Origin of the sequence: Streptomyces sp. NPDC127038, from assembly GCF_042725875.1 — a bacterium.
Lineage (GTDB): Bacteria > Actinomycetota > Actinomycetes > Streptomycetales > Streptomycetaceae > Streptomyces.
Genome location: NZ_JBHXDQ010000008.1, coordinates 48,617 through 66,744, shown reverse-complemented (window position 1 = coordinate 66,744; position 18,128 = coordinate 48,617). Strand labels below are relative to the sequence as shown.

29 protein-coding genes are annotated in these 18,128 nt (G+C 70.4%); 6 read left to right on the top strand and 23 right to left on the bottom strand.

All coding sequences use genetic code 11. From position 1 onward, the window contains the following. Positions 1-126: 126 nt before the first annotated feature. From ACFWI4_RS08630 to ACFWI4_RS08540, 19 genes are all read right to left on the bottom strand, one after another. Positions 127-615 carry a WhiB family transcriptional regulator gene (locus ACFWI4_RS08630; protein ID WP_387192420.1) on the bottom strand — a complete coding sequence of 163 codons (489 nt, stop codon included), beginning with the start codon at positions 613-615 and terminating at the stop codon, positions 127-129. Beyond that, positions 612-1,196: a hypothetical protein gene (locus ACFWI4_RS08625; protein ID WP_387192417.1), complete on the bottom strand. Its 585-nt coding sequence runs from the start codon at positions 1,194-1,196 to the stop codon at positions 612-614. Before ACFWI4_RS08625 ends, ACFWI4_RS08630 begins: the two co-directional genes overlap by 4 nt. Next, the gene (locus tag ACFWI4_RS08620) at positions 1,193-1,594 is read right to left on the bottom strand and encodes a DUF6205 family protein (protein WP_387192414.1); all 402 of its coding nucleotides are present in this window, start codon (positions 1,592-1,594) and stop codon (positions 1,193-1,195) included. The genes ACFWI4_RS08625 and ACFWI4_RS08620 overlap by 4 nt, the downstream gene beginning before the upstream one ends. A gap of 3 nt (positions 1,595-1,597) precedes the next feature. Continuing rightward, the gene (locus ACFWI4_RS08615; protein ID WP_387192411.1) at positions 1,598-1,858 is read right to left on the bottom strand and encodes a hypothetical protein; all 261 of its coding nucleotides are present in this window, start codon (positions 1,856-1,858) and stop codon (positions 1,598-1,600) included. After that, positions 1,855-2,118, bottom strand: coding sequence for a hypothetical protein (locus tag ACFWI4_RS08610; RefSeq protein ID WP_387192408.1), 264 nt, complete (start codon positions 2,116-2,118; stop codon positions 1,855-1,857). Before ACFWI4_RS08610 ends, ACFWI4_RS08615 begins: the two co-directional genes overlap by 4 nt. Continuing rightward, positions 2,115-2,420, bottom strand: a complete 306-nt coding sequence (locus tag ACFWI4_RS08605) for a hypothetical protein (RefSeq protein ID WP_387192405.1) — start codon at positions 2,418-2,420, stop codon at positions 2,115-2,117. Before ACFWI4_RS08605 ends, ACFWI4_RS08610 begins: the two co-directional genes overlap by 4 nt. Continuing rightward, on the bottom strand, positions 2,417-3,136 hold the full coding sequence (locus ACFWI4_RS08600; RefSeq protein WP_387192402.1) for an exonuclease domain-containing protein: 720 nt from the start codon (positions 3,134-3,136) through the stop codon (positions 2,417-2,419). Before ACFWI4_RS08600 ends, ACFWI4_RS08605 begins: the two co-directional genes overlap by 4 nt. Continuing rightward, positions 3,133-3,954, bottom strand: coding sequence for a phage antirepressor N-terminal domain-containing protein (locus tag ACFWI4_RS08595; RefSeq protein WP_387192399.1), 822 nt, complete (start codon positions 3,952-3,954; stop codon positions 3,133-3,135). Before ACFWI4_RS08595 ends, ACFWI4_RS08600 begins: the two co-directional genes overlap by 4 nt. Then, positions 3,951-4,481, bottom strand: coding sequence for a hypothetical protein (locus ACFWI4_RS08590; RefSeq protein ID WP_387192396.1), 531 nt, complete (start codon positions 4,479-4,481; stop codon positions 3,951-3,953). Before ACFWI4_RS08590 ends, ACFWI4_RS08595 begins: the two co-directional genes overlap by 4 nt. Beyond that, entirely contained in the window at positions 4,478-4,825 is a 348-nt protein-coding gene (locus ACFWI4_RS08585; RefSeq protein WP_387192393.1) for a hypothetical protein, read from the bottom strand. Before ACFWI4_RS08585 ends, ACFWI4_RS08590 begins: the two co-directional genes overlap by 4 nt. Before the next feature lie 82 nt (positions 4,826-4,907). Continuing rightward, entirely contained in the window at positions 4,908-6,110 is a 1,203-nt protein-coding gene (locus tag ACFWI4_RS08580) for a hypothetical protein (protein WP_387192390.1), read from the bottom strand. Next, positions 6,107-6,406, bottom strand: coding sequence for a hypothetical protein (locus ACFWI4_RS08575; protein ID WP_387192387.1), 300 nt, complete (start codon positions 6,404-6,406; stop codon positions 6,107-6,109). The genes ACFWI4_RS08580 and ACFWI4_RS08575 overlap by 4 nt, the downstream gene beginning before the upstream one ends. Continuing rightward, the gene (locus ACFWI4_RS08570; protein ID WP_387192384.1) at positions 6,403-6,591 is read right to left on the bottom strand and encodes a hypothetical protein; all 189 of its coding nucleotides are present in this window, start codon (positions 6,589-6,591) and stop codon (positions 6,403-6,405) included. The genes ACFWI4_RS08575 and ACFWI4_RS08570 overlap by 4 nt, the downstream gene beginning before the upstream one ends. Then, positions 6,588-7,019 carry a hypothetical protein gene (locus tag ACFWI4_RS08565; protein WP_387192382.1) on the bottom strand — a complete coding sequence of 144 codons (432 nt, stop codon included), beginning with the start codon at positions 7,017-7,019 and terminating at the stop codon, positions 6,588-6,590. The genes ACFWI4_RS08570 and ACFWI4_RS08565 overlap by 4 nt, the downstream gene beginning before the upstream one ends. Then, positions 7,016-7,213, bottom strand: coding sequence for a hypothetical protein (locus tag ACFWI4_RS08560; protein ID WP_387192379.1), 198 nt, complete (start codon positions 7,211-7,213; stop codon positions 7,016-7,018). Before ACFWI4_RS08560 ends, ACFWI4_RS08565 begins: the two co-directional genes overlap by 4 nt. After that, positions 7,210-7,662, bottom strand: coding sequence for a hypothetical protein (locus ACFWI4_RS08555; protein WP_387192376.1), 453 nt, complete (start codon positions 7,660-7,662; stop codon positions 7,210-7,212). The genes ACFWI4_RS08560 and ACFWI4_RS08555 overlap by 4 nt, the downstream gene beginning before the upstream one ends. A gap of 80 nt (positions 7,663-7,742) precedes the next feature. Continuing rightward, the gene (locus ACFWI4_RS08550; RefSeq protein ID WP_387192372.1) at positions 7,743-8,132 is read right to left on the bottom strand and encodes a hypothetical protein; all 390 of its coding nucleotides are present in this window, start codon (positions 8,130-8,132) and stop codon (positions 7,743-7,745) included. An 81-nt stretch (positions 8,133-8,213) separates the two neighbouring features. Continuing rightward, on the bottom strand, positions 8,214-8,522 hold the full coding sequence (locus tag ACFWI4_RS08545; protein WP_387192370.1) for a DNA-binding protein: 309 nt from the start codon (positions 8,520-8,522) through the stop codon (positions 8,214-8,216). Positions 8,523-8,525: 3 nt separating this feature from the next. After that, on the bottom strand, positions 8,526-8,789 hold the full coding sequence (locus ACFWI4_RS08540; protein ID WP_387192367.1) for a helix-turn-helix transcriptional regulator: 264 nt from the start codon (positions 8,787-8,789) through the stop codon (positions 8,526-8,528). Positions 8,790-8,964: 175 nt separating this feature from the next. Here ACFWI4_RS08540 and ACFWI4_RS08535 point away from each other — a divergent pair, with 175 nt between their 5' ends. The 4 genes from ACFWI4_RS08535 to ACFWI4_RS08520 all read left to right on the top strand — a co-directional run bounded on the left by ACFWI4_RS08535 (position 8,965) and on the right by ACFWI4_RS08520 (position 12,320). Then, positions 8,965-9,378, top strand: a complete 414-nt coding sequence (locus ACFWI4_RS08535; RefSeq protein WP_387192364.1) for a hypothetical protein — start codon at positions 8,965-8,967, stop codon at positions 9,376-9,378. 447 nt (positions 9,379-9,825) lie between these two features. After that, complete coding sequence (locus tag ACFWI4_RS08530) at positions 9,826-11,190, top strand: integrase (RefSeq protein ID WP_387192362.1); 1,365 nt, start codon at positions 9,826-9,828, stop codon at positions 11,188-11,190. 189 nt (positions 11,191-11,379) lie between these two features. Beyond that, positions 11,380-11,832: a hypothetical protein gene (locus ACFWI4_RS08525; protein WP_387192793.1), complete on the top strand. Its 453-nt coding sequence runs from the start codon at positions 11,380-11,382 to the stop codon at positions 11,830-11,832. After that, a complete protein-coding gene (locus ACFWI4_RS08520) occupies positions 11,829-12,320 on the top strand; it encodes a hypothetical protein (RefSeq protein WP_387192359.1) in 492 nt (163 codons plus the stop codon). The genes ACFWI4_RS08525 and ACFWI4_RS08520 overlap by 4 nt, the downstream gene beginning before the upstream one ends. A gap of 38 nt (positions 12,321-12,358) precedes the next feature. Here the strand turns inward: ACFWI4_RS08520 and ACFWI4_RS08515 are convergent, their stop codons facing one another. After that, complete coding sequence (locus tag ACFWI4_RS08515) at positions 12,359-13,075, bottom strand: methyltransferase domain-containing protein (protein WP_387192356.1); 717 nt, start codon at positions 13,073-13,075, stop codon at positions 12,359-12,361. Between the two features lie 5 nt (positions 13,076-13,080). Next, on the bottom strand, positions 13,081-13,386 hold the full coding sequence (locus ACFWI4_RS08510; RefSeq protein ID WP_387192353.1) for a 4a-hydroxytetrahydrobiopterin dehydratase: 306 nt from the start codon (positions 13,384-13,386) through the stop codon (positions 13,081-13,083). A 344-nt stretch (positions 13,387-13,730) separates the two neighbouring features. Here ACFWI4_RS08510 and ACFWI4_RS08505 point away from each other — a divergent pair, with 344 nt between their 5' ends. Together ACFWI4_RS08505 and ACFWI4_RS08500 are read left to right on the top strand one after the other, a co-directional pair. Continuing rightward, the gene (locus ACFWI4_RS08505) at positions 13,731-14,576 is read left to right on the top strand and encodes a helix-turn-helix domain-containing protein (protein ID WP_387192350.1); all 846 of its coding nucleotides are present in this window, start codon (positions 13,731-13,733) and stop codon (positions 14,574-14,576) included. Positions 14,577-14,634: 58 nt separating this feature from the next. Further along, the gene (locus ACFWI4_RS08500; RefSeq protein ID WP_387192347.1) at positions 14,635-15,498 is read left to right on the top strand and encodes a helix-turn-helix domain-containing protein; all 864 of its coding nucleotides are present in this window, start codon (positions 14,635-14,637) and stop codon (positions 15,496-15,498) included. Between the two features lie 18 nt (positions 15,499-15,516). Here ACFWI4_RS08500 and dnaK read toward each other — a convergent pair whose 3' ends face one another. Both dnaK and ACFWI4_RS08490 read right to left on the bottom strand, forming a co-directional pair. Further along, complete coding sequence (dnaK, locus tag ACFWI4_RS08495; RefSeq protein WP_387192344.1) at positions 15,517-17,427, bottom strand: molecular chaperone DnaK; 1,911 nt, start codon at positions 17,425-17,427, stop codon at positions 15,517-15,519. A 155-nt stretch (positions 17,428-17,582) separates the two neighbouring features. Continuing rightward, complete coding sequence (locus ACFWI4_RS08490) at positions 17,583-18,011, bottom strand: OsmC family protein (RefSeq protein ID WP_387192341.1); 429 nt, start codon at positions 18,009-18,011, stop codon at positions 17,583-17,585. Positions 18,012-18,128 lie beyond the last annotated feature (117 nt).

Here is an 18,128-nt window from a genome sequence, read left to right as displayed (position 1 = left end):
CCGGCAGTCCACGGATCGCGTTCGGCGTATGCCGCGAGCAGCGCCACCCCGCAGGGAACAGCCGTGGCCGGTCCAGCCCGTGAGGCAGCCACGGCACGTCACACCCGCGGCGGCGCCGGGGCCCGCTCACGCCGCGACCTTCGACGTGCCCGTGCGCCGCAGTCGGTTGTCCGCGTCCGTGTTCGCCTGACGACACGGGGCGCAGATCGCCGACTTCTCCCGCTGGTGCTTCTGATAGCCGGCGCGGGTCCCGCACTTCGCGGGCTCCCGCTTCTTCACCGGCGGCTTCGGCTCGGCCTGCTCGGTCTTCGGCTGCCGGGACTGGCGCGCCTGCTCGTACCGGCTGCGGCGCCCCTTCGGACCCAGCCCGCCGCGGATGCCGTGTCGGCTCTCGCCCCCGCGCCCGCCCTCAACGCGCATGGCATCGGCGAGACACTCGGCTGCCACCGGACAGGCGGCGCAGATCTGCTTCGCGGCGGCGGCCTTGGCCGTCTCTCCGGGGAGAGGGAAGAACAACTCCCGGTAAGGGGCCATGTCCTCGCGGGCGCAGAGGGCTTCGGTGCGCCAGTCGACGGGGCGTTCGGTGGCGGGGACGGATCCCGTGTAGTGGCTCACCGCTGCACCGCCTCGCGCTCGGGCCACTTCACGCCGGCCAGCGCCTGCATCTGCCGGTCCGGGATGTCCGCGAGCGGCAGCCCGAGCCAGGCGTAGCCGGCGGCGGCGAGAGCGAACCCGTCGCACTCGTCCGCCGCGGCCGGGCCCTCGAAGGTGCGGCCGTAGTGCTGTTCCGCGGCGGCGCGCATGGTGCTTTTGGAGGCGGCGCCGTGGCCGGTGAAGAACAGCTTCAGCGAGCTGGGCGGGACGATCGCGAACGGGATCTCGCGGCGCCACAGCCAGTGCTGGACCATGCCGCGGAGCCAGGCGAGTTCCTCATGGCCGCCGAGTCCGGCGTGGCCGAACGAGGGGCCTTCGAGGACGACGAGGTCCGCGTTGCGCAGGTACGAGCCGATCTCCTGGACGAGGAACGCGAGCCGCGGGTGGCCGGTCAGACTCTTGGGCCGGACCGCGTCGGTCCAGTCCGCAGACCCGAGCCCGGTCGATCGGAGCGAAAGATCCGCCCCGATCACCAGCGGCTGGCCCGCGGCCGCGACCACGGGGGCCGGCGGCTTCGGGGCGAGTTCGAAGAGGGTGGTCACGCCTGTCCCTCCTCGTCGGGCCAGAGGATGCTCGGGGTGACCTTCACGGCCCGGCCGTTGCGGACGACGACCCGCCACAGGTCCCCGGCTTCCTCGCCCTCGCAATCCAGACGGCCGCTGAAGGTGTGGCCGGGGAAGGCGTCGATCATGTGCTGGACGTGGTCGACGAGGTGGTACGCCTTGAAGGAGTCGTCCCAGGCGGGCACGAGCGCCGAGCAGGTCTTGCGGACGAGCTGGCCGTCGTCGGTGTCGACGGTCTCCTCGTCGATCTTCAGCCGGACGTCGTACTCGGCGCGGCCGGCCGAGGTCTCGGGCAGGAGCGGGTTGTTCTTGATCTCCGCCCAGGTGAGGGGCGGTTCGATGCGGATCTCTCCGTCGACGCGGGTGTAGTAGCCCATGGGTCAGTTCCCCTCGGTGTCGTCGTTGATGGCCTGCTGGATCCGGTCGAACCCCGCGTCGGGGTCGGCCTCGGGCAGGTCCCAGATGAGGGCGCACGCCTCGTGCAGCGCGCTGTCAGTGCCCCAGCGGGACTCGTCCTCCGCCGGGGTGAGCTCGGCCGGCATGACCGTGACGCGCGTCCGTGGACGGGCCCGGTAGATGGCGATGGCCAGGGCGATCAGCCCGACCGCGACCGCGATGTTCGCGGCGTTGGCCCCGGTCATCGGGCGTTCTCCCGGGTGAGGTGGCCGCACTCGCACAACCGGCCACCCAGCCGCAGGAAGTGATGCCGCCGGTCCCGGTTCTCCAGCGGGCAGTACGCGACACCGGTCTCCAGCACCTCCCGCGACCGCATCGGCGAACGACCCAACCGACGCCGGCCCGTCGTGCGCGGGGCGGCCGGCGCGGGCCACAGACGGGCGACCGCCGTGGCCCCGGCGAGGCTGAGGAGGAGCGCGCACGCGCCCACCGAGATCGGGTTCACAGCGGCCTCCGTTCCATCCGCGAGAGTTCGATCCGCAGGTCCACACCTCGCGCCCGGAACGCGTGCTGCAACGCGGCCGCCATCGACGGGGCGTCCGTCAGCGCGGACGACGGGTCGCTGGCAGCGGCGATGTGGTGGGCCACCACGTCCTTGAGGACGGACAGTTCGCCCGACACCCGCAGCAGCGCGGACGCGGTGGCTCGGGCCTCTTCGATGTGGGCGTTGCGGTCTTCGATCAGGGCCTCGATCCGCGCGGCGCGCTCGTCAACGCGTGCGGACCGGGAGCGGCGGAGCAGTCTCATGCCGCACCCCCGCGCTGCGCCGGGATCAGCGGCCACTCCGGCGCGCAGTACGCGCTCGGATCCGACTTACGGAAATGCGCCTGGAGCCCCGCCTGCTGCTCCTCACGCCACGCCTGCTGCGCCAGATACAGGCGCTGCGGGTCATAGGAGTTGAGCCGCGGGTGCCGCTCGTACAAGGCGTCGACGATGCCCAGCGCGGCAATCGCGTCGGCCTCCGCCTCGTGCCAGTTCTCCAGGTGCACGCCGTAGTGAGCGGCGACGACCTTCAACTTCCGCGAGCCCTTGCGGTACCTGTCCGCCTGCTTGTCCAGGACCAGGCCGTCGACGAGCGTGAACGCCGGCCCGCCGAGCCGGTCGGCCATCGTCGGCAGGCCGTGCCGCAGCAGCTCGAAGTGCAAGACCGACCAGTCGTAGGCCATGTTGAACGCGACCAGCGGCATGCCGTATCGGATGGTCCGGGCCATCGTCTCGGCCATCTCTTCCAGCGCGGCCTTCGGTTCGACGCCCTCGGCCTGCGCTTTGGCGTCGTCGATTCCGTGGATCGCGGTGGTCTCGGGCGGGATCGGTACGCCGGGGTTGATGAGCCACGTCTGTACGTGTTCCGGGGACGGTCCGCCGCGTCCGACGAGGGCGGCGGTGACGATGCGTGCCTCCGACGGGTTGGTCGAGGTGGTCTCCGTGTCCCAGCCGATCCGACGGGAGTCGAGGTACGTCATGCCGCACCCCCGAGCTGCTGCTGAGCCGGGTATCGGTCCGCGAAGAACGCCTTCCACACCTTGTCGAACAGGGGCCGGTCCGACTCCGTGTACGACTTGACCGGCCGCTCCCGACCGTCGACCAACCCGAACGACTCCTTCGGCGCCTGGCCGTTGTGCTCCAGCTTGTAGGCGGCCACGAGCTGTCGGCCGAAGGGCGAGCGCACCGCGCGGCACTCATCCCGGGACAGGCCACGGTCCTTCAGGTAGGTCTCCACCAGCAGCGCCCGGTCCTCCGGAGCGATCTCCGGGACCTCACCCGTTGCCTCGGCGTAGTGGTGCAACTGACGCGAGCGCTTCCACCGCGGATCGACGCTGTCGTCCATCGCAGCGATGATCTGGATCAGGCCGAGCGCGCGACGCGCACGGCGCTCCTCGATCTGCTGCTCCAGCGCGTCGAGTTGATCGTCCGTGGCGCGCTCGTTGATGGCCCCGCCCTGCGTCCAGTAGTCGTTGACCGCTGAGGCGGTCTCACGCTGGTAGGCGACAAGCAGCGGGCGGGTGGCCTCGGCGACCCTGGCCTCGTTGACCGTGGCCAGCCACATGAGGAAGGTGCGGACGTCGACTGCGACCATGCGGTACGTCTTGCCGTCGGCACCAGTCGTTGCGATATCGCTACGACTGGCCCACGACCGGTCGTTCAGCTTTCGCAGCTGGGCCGGGTAGCTGAGGCCGATCGCCTCGACCGCTGGACGGAAGACGACGTGCGGTTCCCCGTCGACCATGACCGTCTCGACGGCCCCAGCGGAGAGGTTGATGCGTGCGATCTCGGTGCTCATTCGGCTCCTCCGGCAGTGAGTTCGGGCAGGGCAACAGCGGCGAGGCGGCCGTCACGCCAGGCCTGCATGACCTGGTCGCGGCCGTCCTTCTTGAAGCGCAGCGAGTGGGTGCGCGCGCGGGACGGGGCGATGGCTACGCCCGGCACCTCGTGGATCACGCCGGTGTCCGGGTCCGCCCAGTCCGTGCTCCCCGCCGCGGTGAGCGCGCCGAGGACCTTGTCCCGGAACGCGGCCCGCACCTCGGTCACGAACCGGCGCTCAACCTCGGTCCCGTAGTGGGCGATCACCCAGGCCGTGAATGCCTCCTCGTCGGTCACCTTCGCCGCCGCCTCACCGGAGGAGAGGCTGACGGTGGCAATGTCCGGGCCGTCAGGGAGGGCGGCAGCGACTTGACGGGCGCCCGACTCCTCAGCTGCCGCTTCGAGCGCGGTCCGGGTGTCCTTGCGGGCGGCGTCGTAGGCGCCCTTGACGGTGTCGAGCAGCGTCTTCAACGCGGCTTCCCGCATCGCTGCTTCCTTGAGGTTCATCGCAGAACCCCCCGCGCCTTGAGCACGAGCGCCCCGGCGTCGGCCTTGGCCGCCTCGGTCTCGGACTCCGACCAGTAGCCCTCGGCGCCCTGCTTGATCCGGTCGTTGAGGTGGTCGATGAGGGTCTGCGGTCGGTCGATGTGGGTGAGGCCGTCGCGGCCGGTCATGTTGAACGGGGACGGGCACGAGCAGCCGGAGTCGTCGGCGAAGTACAAGGCTCCGGTGGTGGTGTCCTGCCAGACGACGGTGAGGTCGAAGCTGTAGCAGGCATCGCCCCACTGGACCTCGCCGATGGTGCGGAGCCCGTACTTCTCGGGGCTCCCGTAGATGTCGCTGTACGACATGGGTGGTGTGGTCTCCTTGCTGGGAGGGGCCGGCCTGCCTGCTGTCGACGGGCAGGGCGGCCCCGTGCTGCTGACGGTGGGATCAGGCGGCAGAGCCGGTGAGGAGCGCGGTCATCTCCCGCAGTTGCGGGGCGCCGGCCTCGCCGATGGGCAGGCCGAAGCTGCGCTCGAACTCCTCGTCGAGGTTGTCGAGCCCAGCCGTCGCGGCGGCCGCCCGGAGATCGCGCTCGGCGATGTCGGCCTCGGTCTCGCCCTCGGCCACAACTTCGACGTCCGTCACGCCCTCGTCGGCCTGCTGCTCGCTCGGCTTCGGCAGGACCGCCCACCGGCGCCCCAGGTATTCGCGCAGCGTGTCGGGCTGCTCCGTGTCCGGGGCGACGATGCGGGCGTCCGCGGGCAGGTCCCGCTTCGCCTCGTCCACCAGGCAGTTCAGGACCATCCGGTCCTCGGCCGCGGCGGCACGGGCTGCGAGGGCCTGCGCGTCAGCGTGCGGCTCGAACGTCTCGGGATGCGGGCCGGGCGCTGACCACGGGTCCTGCTCACCTGGCTGCACCCGGCGGAGCTGCTGCACCTGCGCGTCCATCGGCACGCCGTCCTCACCGACGTTCGCGCTCAACTCCTCCGGCGTGTAGTGCAGCCCGAACAGCACCTCCTCACACGCATCCCGAGCCACCTGCGAGATCGCGCGCGCCTTGAGCATCGACGCCGCGTACTTCTTCCACACGTCCTTGTTCAGCAGCCCCGCCTCCTCGGCGGACGGGTTGCCGTTGGCGTTGCGCCGCAGCTCCCACGTCACCGAGTAGGTGAACTCCGGGTCGTCCGAGCGGATGATCTGCGCGGTCGCGGACTGCCCGTTGCCGGTGACCCGCAGCTTGTGGCCGGCCTGCCGCACGAGCCCGGAGATCAGGGCTGCCGACGCGGACGGCTTGCCCTCGATGACGTGGATGCCGGTGATCGCGGCGATCGGCGTGATGCCGAGGGTTCGGCCGTACTCCATGGCGTAGAGCACGTTGGCGGGCTGCCTGCGGTACTGGCCGGGCAGCAGGTTCGCGTTGGAGAGTTGCTCGGCGTAGCGGACCATGTCGGGAAGCGAGGCCCCGTTCATGGCCTGGTGCTTGACGAGTTCAGTGCTCACTTGCTGTGGTCCTTCCGAGAGTTGCGGGCTGCGCCACTCGACGCCGTCCTCGCTTGCGTGCCACTCGTGCGGGCCGCGCTGAATGCAGCGGCGCAGCAGGTCGATGTCGGGGCTGTACAGGCCTTCCGGACACTGAGGGGTAGTGGTCAAGACGGCACCTCCGTCATGACGTGGCGCTCCCACGCCGCCCCGAACACGTCGTCCCGGAACCGGTCCGGCCGAACCATGCCGAGCTGCTTGCCGCACTGGCAGGTGCCGTAGAACTCGCAGTCCCCGTACTCGACGATCAACGCGTGACCGCCTTCGAGCGTGGTCTGAAACTCGGGGTCACCGAGCCCGGTCGGGGTGCGGGGCTCCTTGTCGGCGGCCTCCATCCGGGAGGTGGCTTCGCGGTCCTTGTAGCCGGCGCGCTGGAGGGCGCCGAGGATGTCGGTGCGGGCGGTCACGAGCGGGCCTTTCGGTGGCAGGGGCAGGGGAGTACGGCGAGGGCGACGGCTGCGGAAGCGGTGCCGGTGGCCACGCACAGCGCCCATCCGGTAGTCGGGTCGGCGACGGGCAGGAGACTGACCGCGAGGACGGCGGCGCAGGCGATGGTCAGGACGGCGACGACGTAGCCGAGACTGCGGATCACGCTGACCGCCTGTCCTGCTGCTCCGGCAGGGGCTGCGCCTTCAGGAACTGGCGAGTCGGCCGCATCGCCGGGTGCTTGATCTCCGACGCCCCCTGCTGGAACCGCGACGTCACCCGCTCCACCACCGTCACCTCGGCCAACAGCCGACGCACATCCGGCGCCTTCACCTCGACCTGCGCCGTCTCCATCCCCGCGGCGTCCTCCACCTGCTCGACCGCCGCATCCAACTCGCCCTCCCGGCCCGTGCCGGCGACGACCGCGGCCAGCTCGTCGAGCGCGGCGATGATCTCCTCACGGGTCTTCTCGTCCGCCCACCCGGTGACGAGCTGGGTCAGGGTGTCGAGACGGATCCGGTCGGCGCGGACGACGCCGTGGAGGCGGTTGGAGCCGACGGTGATGGACAGTTGGGGCTTCGAGGACTCGTTCATGACGTGGCGCCCTTCGACGGTGCGGCGAGGATGAGAAGGAGGAGGACAGCGCAGGTCAACGGCAACTGCCGGAGCCAGCGCGGGGTGAGGTGGTCGGCGCGCGCCCACCGCATCAGCGGCAGCAGCGTGGCCAGGACCAGGCCGGCCGAGCCGGCGACGATCGCGGTGATCTCGGAGGCGGACTCGTGGATCACTGGGCACCGCCCGGGGCGGGCAGGTCACGGCCAAGCCGCCATTCGTGGTGCAGCGGCGACTCGTACTGGTCCTCAACCTCGGCCCGCAGCACGTGCACCGGCACGGTCAGCCGCGTGATCCCGTCCAGCGGGGCGGCCAACGGAATCCCGAAGATCTGCCGCAACTCCGGCTGCGAGACGTAGTCCTCACTGACCAGACGGCCCCGCTCCCAGGACTGGCCGGCCCGCAGACGCTCCGCGAGAGCCGCACGCTGCGTCTCCAGCTCGGCCAGCCGGGCCCGCAGTGCCTCGTTGGTCGTCTCCAACTCGGCGATCTGGTCCCGCTTCTCACGCAGCGCCCGGGCCGCGTCGTCCACCGACTCGTTCGTCGAATGCCGTTCCTCCCGCAGACGGACCAGCTCCGCCGCCGCCTCCGGGGACATCAGCAGCTGCGCCGCATCCAGCGCCATCGCGACACCCGCAGCCGTCCGACGCCCCTGCGCCCACGCCGCCTGCACCACACCAGCCGCCGCGTTCACCGCTCTGGCGTTCACCGGGCCACCGCCGCAGCGATCTCGTGCATCACCGGGGCGCCCGTCGCCTGGACCACCGTCACGAACACCGGCACCACCGGGAAGTTCGGCGAGTCCGACCACGTCCGCGTCGCCAGCGTCCACACGGTCTGACCTGACGGCAGGTCAACCGTCGTGATCTTCCCGCCCATCACGAACAGCCACTCGGCGATCACGTCCAGGTCCGTCGCCGTTACCAACACCCGGTCCGACAGCGCCTGGTGGGCGACGTGTCCCGAGTCCGGCAGCTCGCGGTAGAGGACCGTGCTGCGGTACGCGGAGTCGTTCCGCTCCTGTGCGTCATGCTGCTGGCCGAAGGTCAACTCGACCGTGGGCGCGGGGGTGAGGGTCTGAGAGAATGTGGTCACGTGATCCACTCCTTGCTTCGTGCTCAGTGGGTTGCGAAGGGGTCGTCGCCGGGTCCAGCCGGGGGCGGCCCCGCATTGCGTTCAGGAACCGGCGAGCGCCGGCTTGCGGGCGGCCGGGCGGCGGCGCTGACGGGCGACCGTGCGGCCCTGCCGCGGGTCTCCGGCGCTGCGGATCGCGTGGATCGCGGCGCGCTGCTCGCGGTCGGTGACGATCCGTCCGCCCCGTCCCTGGCCGTTGCGGCCGCACAAGTTCGGGTTGTCCCGCAGGAGTTGGCGGAGCCACGCCATCCCGCAGCGCAGGACGAACGCCGTCTCCTGGACGGTCATGAACTCCTGGTTCAGGTCGGCCGGCTCCTGCGGCTGGTGGTACTTGCTCTTGTCCGTGGGCACGGATCAGTCCCTTTCGTGGCGTGGGGGTGGGTCCTCGGTGGGGCGAGGAGGGATTCGCCGGAGGCGCTCGTCAGTCGCTTTGAGGGCGGTGCGGAGCGCGATGTACAGCTCGGGCGACGGATGCCTGCGGGTGCCGTTTTCGAGGTGGCAGATGTAGCGGCGGCTGGTTCCCACCTGTCTGGCCAACTCGACGCGGCTCAAGCCCGCTTGCATGCGCTCCTCGCGGATCGCGTCCCCGTCGACCTCGAAGGTCGTCGGTTGGTGCATGGGTAGAAACTAACCCTAGTTGACTCTGGTTGTCTACCCTTTGATGGACCTAACTGACCCGAGTTAACCCGTGTGCCGAAACGTCGCTGGTTGGAGATGGTTGGGCCGTCTCGAATTCCGGCCGTTTACCTAGTTGGAACTGGTTGGAACTGGCTCGTGCTGCCAAGATGTCGACATGGCAACCCGCGATCTAGGCCGCCTCGCGACCCGCGTAAAGGCGCACCGACACGAGCAGTACCCGTCGCGCGACGCCGCGGCCGCTGCCGCCGGTGTCACCCGCAACACGTGGAAACGCGTCGAAGAGGGGCTGGAGGTCCGCGAACTCACCTACGCCAAGGTCGACAAGGCACTCGGCTGGGTCACCGGGAGCTGCATCCTCATCGCCGAGGGCGGCGAACCGTTTCTTGCAGCCACCTTCCCCCCGCACCAGCCGGCCCCGCTGGTCCCCTCAGAGGACGAGGCGCGCAAGGCCGCTTACGAGGCGGCCCGAGGGGCCATGCCAAAGGCCCCGATCGGCGAGGTCGACGACTTCGTCGAACGGTTTGTGAAAGCCCTGCGCCAGACCGGTCAGATCGGCGACGATGCCTGATCAGGGGCGATCGGCGTACAACCTTTTCACCGTTACCGGATCGTAACCAATCGGCTTGAACGAAAGTTCAACAACACTCTGTTGCACACCGGTCACTCGTGTAAGTCTGGCGGTCCACCCGGGGAGGTCCCACGGCGACACCAAAGGGGGACCGGTGAGTTTTGCCATCAACCTAGATCTTGGGCCGACATCCACATTCCTTGGATACCCGACCCAAGTAGACGGCGAGACAGTATGTGTCCTGACCCCCAGGGCCACCGAAGACCGCGCGATTCAGGAGCGCGTGAGGCGGTTCATGAAGGGCCAGGGCCAGGATTGCAAAGCCTGCCGCGGCTGCCCCGTCGGCACGACAGACTGAGCAATCCACACGCGGAGGCCCGGCGGTAGGGGTGCCTGCCGGACCCATCCGCAGTCCAACTCACAACCCGGGGAGGGCGCATGCCTTCTGTGGAGGTACGCGGAGCCAGCATCCGCGTGAAGTGGTGGGGCGGCGAGTTCAAGCTCGACGACGAGGGCCGCCCGACAAAGAAGAAGAAGTACGAGAGCGCGTCCGGTCCCGAGCCGGGCATCCCGTTCGAGAGCGAGCAGCAGGCCTACGAATACGGGCTCGACCGGGAATCCGAAGTCCGCAACGGCAAGTACCGGCCCAAGACAGCCGACATGAACATGGCCGAGTACAGCGACCTGTGGTTCTCCACCATCGACCTGGCCGCCCGGTCGAACGACAAGTACGAGTCGATCCTCAAAGCCGTCATCAAGCCGTACTGGCGCACCTGGACCGTCGGCCAGGTCACGCCCGTCGACTGCGATTTGTTCCGGGCGCACCTCAAGAGGCGCTACTCGGAGAGCTACAAGAACAGCGTCCTCAGCGTCTTCCGGATGCTGATGACCGACGCCGTCCTCAAGTACAAGCTGCGCGACGAGTCACCGATCATCGAGCAACGCGGGCGCGGCCGGTACGAGAAGAAGCAGACCCGCCGCGTCAAGGGCGAGCTGCCCATCGAGGCCGTGCACCAGCTGGCCGTCAACGCGTTCCACGTGTGGGGCTACGCAGGCTGGGTGTACATCTGGACCCTCGCGTTCACCGGGATGCGTCCGCCCGGCGAAATCCAGGGCTTGCAGCGTGGGTTCACGTCCGTGCACTGGCCGGCAGCCGACCCGGACCGCGACCGGCGCCGGGAAGCCGAGAAGCGCTACGACGGGATGCACGTCCTGCGGGTGCAGTACCAGACCTATTACGCGGCTGGGAAGCAGGTGCTGGCGCTGCCGAAGTACGACAGTTACAGGTCTCTCGTGATTCCGCCATTCCTGCATGACCTGCATGAACGGCTGCTCGTTTCCCATGACAAGCCGTGGCTGTTCGTCTCCCCCATGGGCAAGAACCTGCTGGGCGTGGGGTTCACGAAGAACTACTGGTACCCCATCCGGGACGGCAGGAAAGAGCACGAGCCGCGGGCGGGGTTCGAGCGGTACGCGAAGTGCGCCCTGCCGGCGGTGGACGAGATGGCCGGGCAGGACATCTACCGGCTGCGGCACTGGCACAAGGCTTTGCTGGACGAGCCGGGGGCGGATATCGCGACGGTGGCGAAGGAGGCCCGGATGGGGCATGAGATGCCTGGCATGGAGGGCGTGTACAGCGAGGTGACGCTGTCGATGGAGCGGCGGATCGTGGAGTACCTTCAGGAGGTGTGGGAGAAGCAGGTCGTGTCGGCGGGGCTGTGGATGCCGCCGTTTCCCATCCGTCTCCCAGATGATCTTCTGGGTGGTTCGTCTTCGCTGTTCAGCGGGCTTCCTTCTTTTGCACTTCACTGACACAGGATGTCAGTGAAGCGGCTCTAGCGTCCTCCCATGACTTCAGCCACCTCCGTTCCTTCCACGACCTCCGTGGATCCCACGGCGCCTGCGGGGCATCCGGGGCCCGCGCCTTCCGGTGGCTCCGCGGGTTCCGTGGGCTCCGGTGCGTCCCCGGCGCCCGCCGTCTTCCGGGAGAAGCTCCTGACCGTGCCGCCGCCCATCGAGACGGCGGGACGGCGGATCAAGCGGTACCACGTGACCACGGACCCCGCCGGTATCGAGCCGGAGATCGAGGCGGCGGCCTACGCGATGCTGCCGCGGCTGCTGCCCGAGCCGGACGGCACCCCGCCCGCCACGTTCGCCGTCCTGCACCGGGCCGGCGACGGCAGCGCCTATCTGTGCGCGTACAGCTGGGTCTGGGACAACGTCCTGCACTTCCGGGCCGCCGCCGCGGGCCAGCCGGTGCTCGGCTGCCCCGACCGTGACGCGACGAACTTCGTGGTCACCGAGCGTCCGTGGATCGGCTGCGTCTGGGAGCTGCCGCCGATCCTGCACGAGCGGGACGCCTGGGTACGGCATCTGCTCGCCTCCGACGTACCCGACCTCGACGCCTACATGACCGACTGCCTGCCCGGCGGAACGACAGGAGACCGCACGTGAACGACGTCCGCGACCCGGCCTCGGCCGTGCACGACTTCGACTTCTTCCACGGCGACTGGGACGTCGCCCACCGCCGCCGCACCGACTTCCTGTACCCGGACAGCGACTGGGAGGAGTTCCCCGCGGTGACCCACTGCCGGCCGCTCTTCGGCGGCGCGGCGAACATCGACGAGATCGACGTGCCGAGCCGGGGATGGACGGGCCTGACGCTGCGGCTCTTCGACGTGGAGACCGGGCTGTGGTCGCTGAACTGGTCGTCCAGCAGGACCGGCCGGCTGTTCCCGCCGGTGTTCGGGGGGTTCGGACCGGACGGGCGCGGGGTGTTCCACGGCGACGACACCCATGAAGGGAAGGATGTGCGGGTGCGGTTCGTCTGGTCGGGGATCTCGGGGACCACGGCCCGCTGGGAGCAGGCGTTCTCCCTGGACGGGGAGAACACCTGGCTGACCAACTGGACCATGGACTTCACCCGGAGGGAGGCCGGCTGAGGCGCCGGTGGGACCCGGGCGAGGCCCGGCCCGCGCGTTCAGTGCTTGCGGAAGGCCCGCAGGGTGAAGGCCGGTTCGCGGCGCGGGACGTCGGGGCCCGGCAGGGTCTCGACGCGCTCGGCGAGCCGGGGTCCGCCGGCCGGGTACAGCCGGCCGCTGCGGATGTACTCGGCGACGCGTCGCGGGGTGCGGCCCTGGCCGTGGCCGCGGAAGAGGGCCGTGCCGCTCGGGACCAGACCGTGCTCGGCCGCGTACTCCGTCATGCGCTCGCTGCCGTCCTCCGCGTGTCCGGCGTACCACCGCACGGTCAACGCGTCGATGTCGCTGCCGACGTGGTGGGCGGCGTCCTTGTCGACGGTGGTGACGAACACGCCGCCGGGGCGCAGCACACGGGCGGCCTCGGCGACGACGGGGCGCGCGTCGTCCAGCAGATGGAGCAGCCAGACGGCGCACACGGCGTCGAACGAGCCCGCGGAGAAGGGGAGTCGGCGGGCGTCGGCGCGGACCGCCGCTCCCGGCAGACGCTCGGCGGCCCGGCGTGCCATGCCGTGGGCCGCGTCCGCTCCCGTCACCCTGAGCCCGGGCCTGGCGGTGGCGAGCCTGCTGGTCACGATGCCGGTGCCGCAGGCCACGTCGAGCAGGTCCCGGGCGTCGTCGGGGACCAGCGCGAGCACGGCGGCGGCAGCGGCTACGGCCCGTGGCTCCCCGCCCCGCGTGGCGTCGTACCGCTCCGCTTCCTTGTCGTAGTCCAGCACGGCGGTCAGCTCGCCCCGTGCGCCGGTGCGAGCTCCTCCACCCTGCGGGCGAGGTCGAAGTCCAGCGCGGTGACGGCGCCGCCGACACTGTGGGTGTTCACGGAGAGGGCGACCGTGTTGTAGCCGAGGGTGAGGTCGGAGTGGTGGTCGAGCTCCTCCTGCACCTGGGCGATGTGCACGACCAGCGCGGCCGCCGCGAAGTGCGTACGGAGGCGGTAGGTCCGGGCGAGCCGGTCGCCGTCCACCGACCAGCCGGGCAGCTGCGCCAGCCGCTCCTCGATCTGCTCGGGCTCCAGCGCTTCGACGGCCATGGACGTGATCCCTTCGTACGGCGGGCGGGACGGCGGGTCCGCGGTGGGACGCGGGGTCCCGGACCGGCGGCGAAGGGCGACCGGAGCGGCCCCGCGCCCAGCGTGCCACAGCCCGCCCCCCTCGGCAGGGCACACGCGGCAGGCGACTGACCTGCGAGGGACGAGGGGCCCATCCGAGTGACCGGATCCGAACGCCTGGATCTGAGCGTGGCCGGCATCGTCGGATGTCGGCCCGGGTGCTGTGCCCGGGTGCCGCGCTCGGGTGGCGCGGCGGGCGGCGTCGTGCCGTGGGGGTCGGGCTCGTGGCGCGGGTCCCGGTCCGGCTCCTCGGCTACCGTCGTCCCATGAGCATCGACCCGCCCGGTCCCGCCCCCGTCCCGGCCCCAAGTGCCGCCTCCGGCAATGGTGTCGGTCCGCTGCTGCGCGCCTGGCGGGAGCAGCGGCGGATGAGCCAGCTGGAGCTGGCCCTGCGGGCCGACTCCTCGGCCCGGCACATCAGCTTCGTCGAGACGGGACGCTCGCGCCCCAGCGAGGAGATGGTGCTGCGGCTCGCCGAGCACCTCGACGTACCGGTGCGGGAGCGCAACGCGCTGCTGCTGGCCGCCGGTTACGCCCCTCGCTACGCGGAGACCCCGCTCGACGACCCGTCGATGGACGCGCTGCGCGAGGGCGTGCAGCGGCTGATCCAGGGCTACGAGCCGTATCCGGCGCTGGTGGTGGACGCGACGTACGACGTCCTCGCGGCGAACCGCGGCATCGCCATGCTGCTGGACGGTGTCCCCGACCGGCTCCTCGTGCCGCCGCTGAACGCGATGCGGCTCACCCTGCACCCGGAGGGTCTGGCGCCGCGCATCCTCAATCTGCGGGCCTGGCGCGGCCATCTGCTCGCCCAGATGGACCGGCAGATCGCGCTGCGCCGTTCGGAGCCGCTGCGCGCGCTGTACGAGGAGGTGGCGGCGTATCCGTTCCCGGACCGGGAGCCGGTACCGGCGGACGACGAACCCGACGCCCCCGCACCGCACTTCGCGCTCCCGCTGCGTATCGAGCACGAGGGTCGGGTGCTGTCGTTCATCTCGTCCGTCTCGACGTTCAACACCCCGATGGACGTGACCGTGAGCGAGCTGGCCATCGAGACGTTCCTGCCGGCCGACCCGGCCACGGGAAAGTACCTTCACTCACTCTCTTCGTGATGGCGCGGCGCGAACATGGCACACTGCACGCATACTTCGGCGCGTGGGGAGGCGTGGCGTGAGTGAGCGGCGGCCGGCACCCACGGTGGGGCAGGTGGTCCTGGGCCGACGGCTCCAGGAGCTTCGGGAGGCCGCGGGCCTGAAGCGCGAGGAGGCGGCGCGTGTCCTGCGGGTCGCTCCGGCGACCGTGCGGCGAATGGAGACGGCCGAGGTCTCCCTCAAGATCCCTTACGTACAGGTCCTGTTGACGACGTACGGTGTCTCCGACGCCGAGGCCGTGACGTTCGTCGCGCTGGCCGAGGAGGCCAACGAGCCGGGCTGGTGGCAGCGCTACCACGACGTGCTGCCGGACTGGTTCAGCATGCACGTCAGCCTGGAGGGCGCGGCCCGGCTGATCCGCAGCTACGAACCGCACTTCGTGCCGGGCCTGTTGCAGACCGAGGAGTACGCGCGGGCCGTGCTGGAGGCCGGGACGGTCGGGCAGACCGGGGCCGAGGCCATCGACCGGCATGTGGCGCTGCGCATGAAGCGGCAGGCGCTGCTCACCCGCGAGAACCCGCCCCACCTCTGGGTGATCATGGACGAGACGGCCCTGTTGCGTCCGGTGAGCGTCCGGGGCGAGGTGATGCGCGAGCAGATGGACCGGCTCCTCGAATGGGTCGAGCTCGATCACGTCACGCTCCAGGTGGCCGAGTTCGCGGCCGGCCCGCACCCGGGGACGTACACCTCCTTCGCCCTGTTCCGCTTCGCCGAGCGAGAGCTGCCGGACATCGTCTACAGCGAGTACGTGACGGGCGCCCTCTATCTCGACGCGCGGGAGGAGGTGGCGCTGCATCTGGAGGTGCTGGACCGCATGGCGACCCACGCCGCCTCGGCCGAGCGCACCAAGGAGATCCTCCGGGAGTTCCGCGAGCGCCACTGACCGGGTCCGCGGGACCCGTCAGCGCCGACCCCCGGCGCTCCCGCCCTGTCCGTCCGCTCCGCCCGCATCCCGCTCGTCGTCGATGATCTCCGCGTCCACGACGACGTCGTCCTCGCCCGGGGCCTGTCCGTCGGCCTGCTCGGTGGGCGGCCGGTCCTGCGGGTCCGACGGCTGCTGGGCCTGGGCGTACATGGCCTGGCCCATCTGCTGGCTGACGGTGGCCAGTTTCTCGATGGCCCCGCGCAGGGCGACGGTGTCGGTGGAGGAGTCCTCCAGGAGCTGTTTCAGCTCGCCGGCCGCCCCCGCGACCGCGGCCTTCGTCTCGGCGGGGACGCGGTCGTCGTTGTCGCGGACGAACTTCTCCGTCTGGTAGACGAGTTGCTCGCCCTGGTTACGGGTCTCGGCCGCCTCCCGGTTGCGCCGGTCCTCCTCCGCGTACTGCTCGGCCTCGCGCACCATGCGGTCGATGTCGCCCTTGGGCAGCGCGGAACCGCCGGTCACGGTCATCTTCTGCTCGCGCCCGGTGGCCAGGTCCTTCGCCGAGACATGGGTGATCCCGTTGGCGTCGATGTCGAAGGCGACCTCGATCTGCGGGACCCCGCGCGGCGCGGGCGGCAGTCCGGTGAGGTCGAAGACCCCGAGCTTCTTGTTGTACGCGGCGATCTCGCGCTCGCCCTGGTAGACCTGGATGCCGACCGAGGGCTGGTTGTCGGCGGCCGTCGTGAAGATCTCCGAACGCCGGGTGGGGATCGTGGTGTTGCGCTCGATGAGCGTGGTCATGATGCCGCCCTTGGTCTCGATCCCGAGGGACAGCGGGGTGACGTCGAGGAGCAGGACGTCCTTCACGTCGCCGCGGATCACCCCGGCCTGGAGCCCGGCACCCAGGGCCACGACCTCGTCGGGGTTGACGCCCTTGTGCGGCTCCTTGCCGGTGAGTTCCTTCACGAGTTCGGTGACGGCGGGCATCCGGGTCGATCCGCCGACCAGCACGACGTGGTCGACGGCCGAGAGCTTCACACCGGCGTCCTTGACGGCCTGGTGGAAGGGCGTCCTGCAACGGTCGAGCAAGTCGGCCGTCAACTCCTGGAACTGAGCGCGCGTCAGCTTCTCGTCGAGGTGCAGCGGGCCCTGCGCGGTGGCGGTGATGTAGGGCAGGTTGACGGTGGTCTCGGTGGACGAGGACAGCTCGATCTTGGCCTTCTCGGCACCCTCGCGCAGCCGTTGCAGCGCCATCTTGTCGTGGCCGAGGTCGACGCCGTGCGCGGCCTTGAAGCGCTGGGCGAGGTGCTCGACGATCCGCTGGTCCCAGTCGTCCCCGCCGAGCCGGGTGTCACCGTTGGTCGCCTTGACCTCGATGACCCCGTCGCCGATCTCCAGGAGCGAGACGTCGAACGTGCCGCCGCCGAGGTCGAACACCAGGACGGTCTGCTCCTCCCCGCGGTCGAGCCCGTACGCCAGGGCCGCGGCGGTGGGCTCGTTGATGATCCGTAAGACCTTCAGGCCCGCGATCTCGCCGGCCTCCTTGGTGGCCTGGCGCTGCGCGTCGTCGAAGTAGGCGGGCACGGTGATCACGGCGTCCGTGACGTCCTGGCCGAGATAGGCCTCGGCGTCCCGCTTCAGCTTCTGGAGCACCCGCGCGGACAGTTCCTGGGCCCGGAAGCGGGTGCCGTCCACGCTGCCCTTCTCGGGGAAGCGCCAACTCGTGTCGCCCATGTACCGCTTCACGGACCGCGCGGTGCGCTCCACGTTCGTCACGGCCTGCCGTTTGGCGACCTCGCCGACCAGCACCTCGCCGTTCTTGGCGAAGGCCACCACCGAGGGCGTGGTACGTGCTCCCTCGGCGTTGGCGACGACCGTCGCCTCTCCGCCCTCCAGGACGGCCACCACCGAGTTCGTCGTTCCGAGATCGATCCCGACCGCACGTCCCATGTCAGTCCCCTTCCGCCCCGGCTCTGCCCGCCCTCAAGCACAAAACGTGTGTTCTCGCTTGTCAATGGCGCGGACGGACGGATGGCCGGACCGCCCCGGACACGCCGGTGCCGCGCCCCCACGGACGGGACGCGGCACCGGTGGACGGACGGGCGTCAGGCGAGCTTCGCCGACAGGGTGATCGTCGTACCGGTCAGGGCCTGGCTGACCGGGCAGTTCTTCTTGGCGTCCTCGGCCGCGGCGACGAAGCCGTCGTTGTCGAGGCCCGGCACCGTGCCCTCGACCGTGAGGTGGATGCCGGTGATCCCCTCGCCGGGCTGGAAGGACACGTCGGCGTTGGTGAGGAGCCTGGTGGGGGGCGTCCCGGCACCCGCGAGGGCGTGCGACAGCGCCATGGAGAAGCAGCTGGAGTGGGCGGCCGCGATCAGTTCCTCGGGGCTGGTCTTTCCGTTCGCGTCCTGGGCCCGCGACGCCCAGGTGACCGGCTGGTCGGCGATGGCACCGGAGGAGTCGAAGGTGACGACGCCGTTGCCCTCGAGCAGGTTGCCTTCCCACACAGTGTGTGCGGTGCGCGTGGTTGCCACGATGATTCCTTTCGGGTGTGGTCCCGTTGCCGGGGTCCGTGTCCCCCATCCGATCACACCTGGGCCCGGTGCACCCCGCGGTTCGGGCGGCGACCTGCCGGGGCGTGTCCGGGATTT

What these genes read in the sequence shown, in the direction of transcription:
- ACFWI4_RS08620 (WP_387192414.1), bottom strand. Translation starts at nt 1,594, where the DNA reads ATGGGCTACTACACCCGCGTCGACGGAGAGATCCGCATCGAACCGCCC.
- ACFWI4_RS08615 (WP_387192411.1), bottom strand. Translation starts at nt 1,858, where the DNA reads ATGACCGGGGCCAACGCCGCGAACATCGCGGTCGCGGTCGGGCTGATC.
- ACFWI4_RS08605 (WP_387192405.1), bottom strand. Translation starts at nt 2,420, where the DNA reads ATGAGACTGCTCCGCCGCTCCCGGTCCGCACGCGTTGACGAGCGCGCC.
- ACFWI4_RS08600 (WP_387192402.1), bottom strand. Translation starts at nt 3,136, where the DNA reads ATGACGTACCTCGACTCCCGTCGGATCGGCTGGGACACGGAGACCACC.
- ACFWI4_RS08595 (WP_387192399.1), bottom strand. Translation starts at nt 3,954, where the DNA reads ATGAGCACCGAGATCGCACGCATCAACCTCTCCGCTGGGGCCGTCGAG.
- ACFWI4_RS08590 (WP_387192396.1), bottom strand. Translation starts at nt 4,481, where the DNA reads ATGAACCTCAAGGAAGCAGCGATGCGGGAAGCCGCGTTGAAGACGCTG.
- ACFWI4_RS08585 (WP_387192393.1), bottom strand. Translation starts at nt 4,825, where the DNA reads ATGTCGTACAGCGACATCTACGGGAGCCCCGAGAAGTACGGGCTCCGC.
- ACFWI4_RS08565 (WP_387192382.1), bottom strand. Translation starts at nt 7,019, where the DNA reads ATGAACGAGTCCTCGAAGCCCCAACTGTCCATCACCGTCGGCTCCAAC.
- ACFWI4_RS08555 (WP_387192376.1), bottom strand. Translation starts at nt 7,662, where the DNA reads ATGGCGCTGGATGCGGCGCAGCTGCTGATGTCCCCGGAGGCGGCGGCG.
- ACFWI4_RS08540 (WP_387192367.1), bottom strand. Translation starts at nt 8,789, where the DNA reads ATGCACCAACCGACGACCTTCGAGGTCGACGGGGACGCGATCCGCGAG.
- ACFWI4_RS08535 (WP_387192364.1), top strand. Translation starts at nt 8,965, where the DNA reads ATGGCAACCCGCGATCTAGGCCGCCTCGCGACCCGCGTAAAGGCGCAC.
- ACFWI4_RS08510 (WP_387192353.1), bottom strand. Translation starts at nt 13,386, where the DNA reads ATGGCCGTCGAAGCGCTGGAGCCCGAGCAGATCGAGGAGCGGCTGGCG.
- ACFWI4_RS08505 (WP_387192350.1), top strand. Translation starts at nt 13,731, where the DNA reads ATGAGCATCGACCCGCCCGGTCCCGCCCCCGTCCCGGCCCCAAGTGCC.
- dnaK (WP_387192344.1), bottom strand. Translation starts at nt 17,427, where the DNA reads ATGGGACGTGCGGTCGGGATCGATCTCGGAACGACGAACTCGGTGGTG.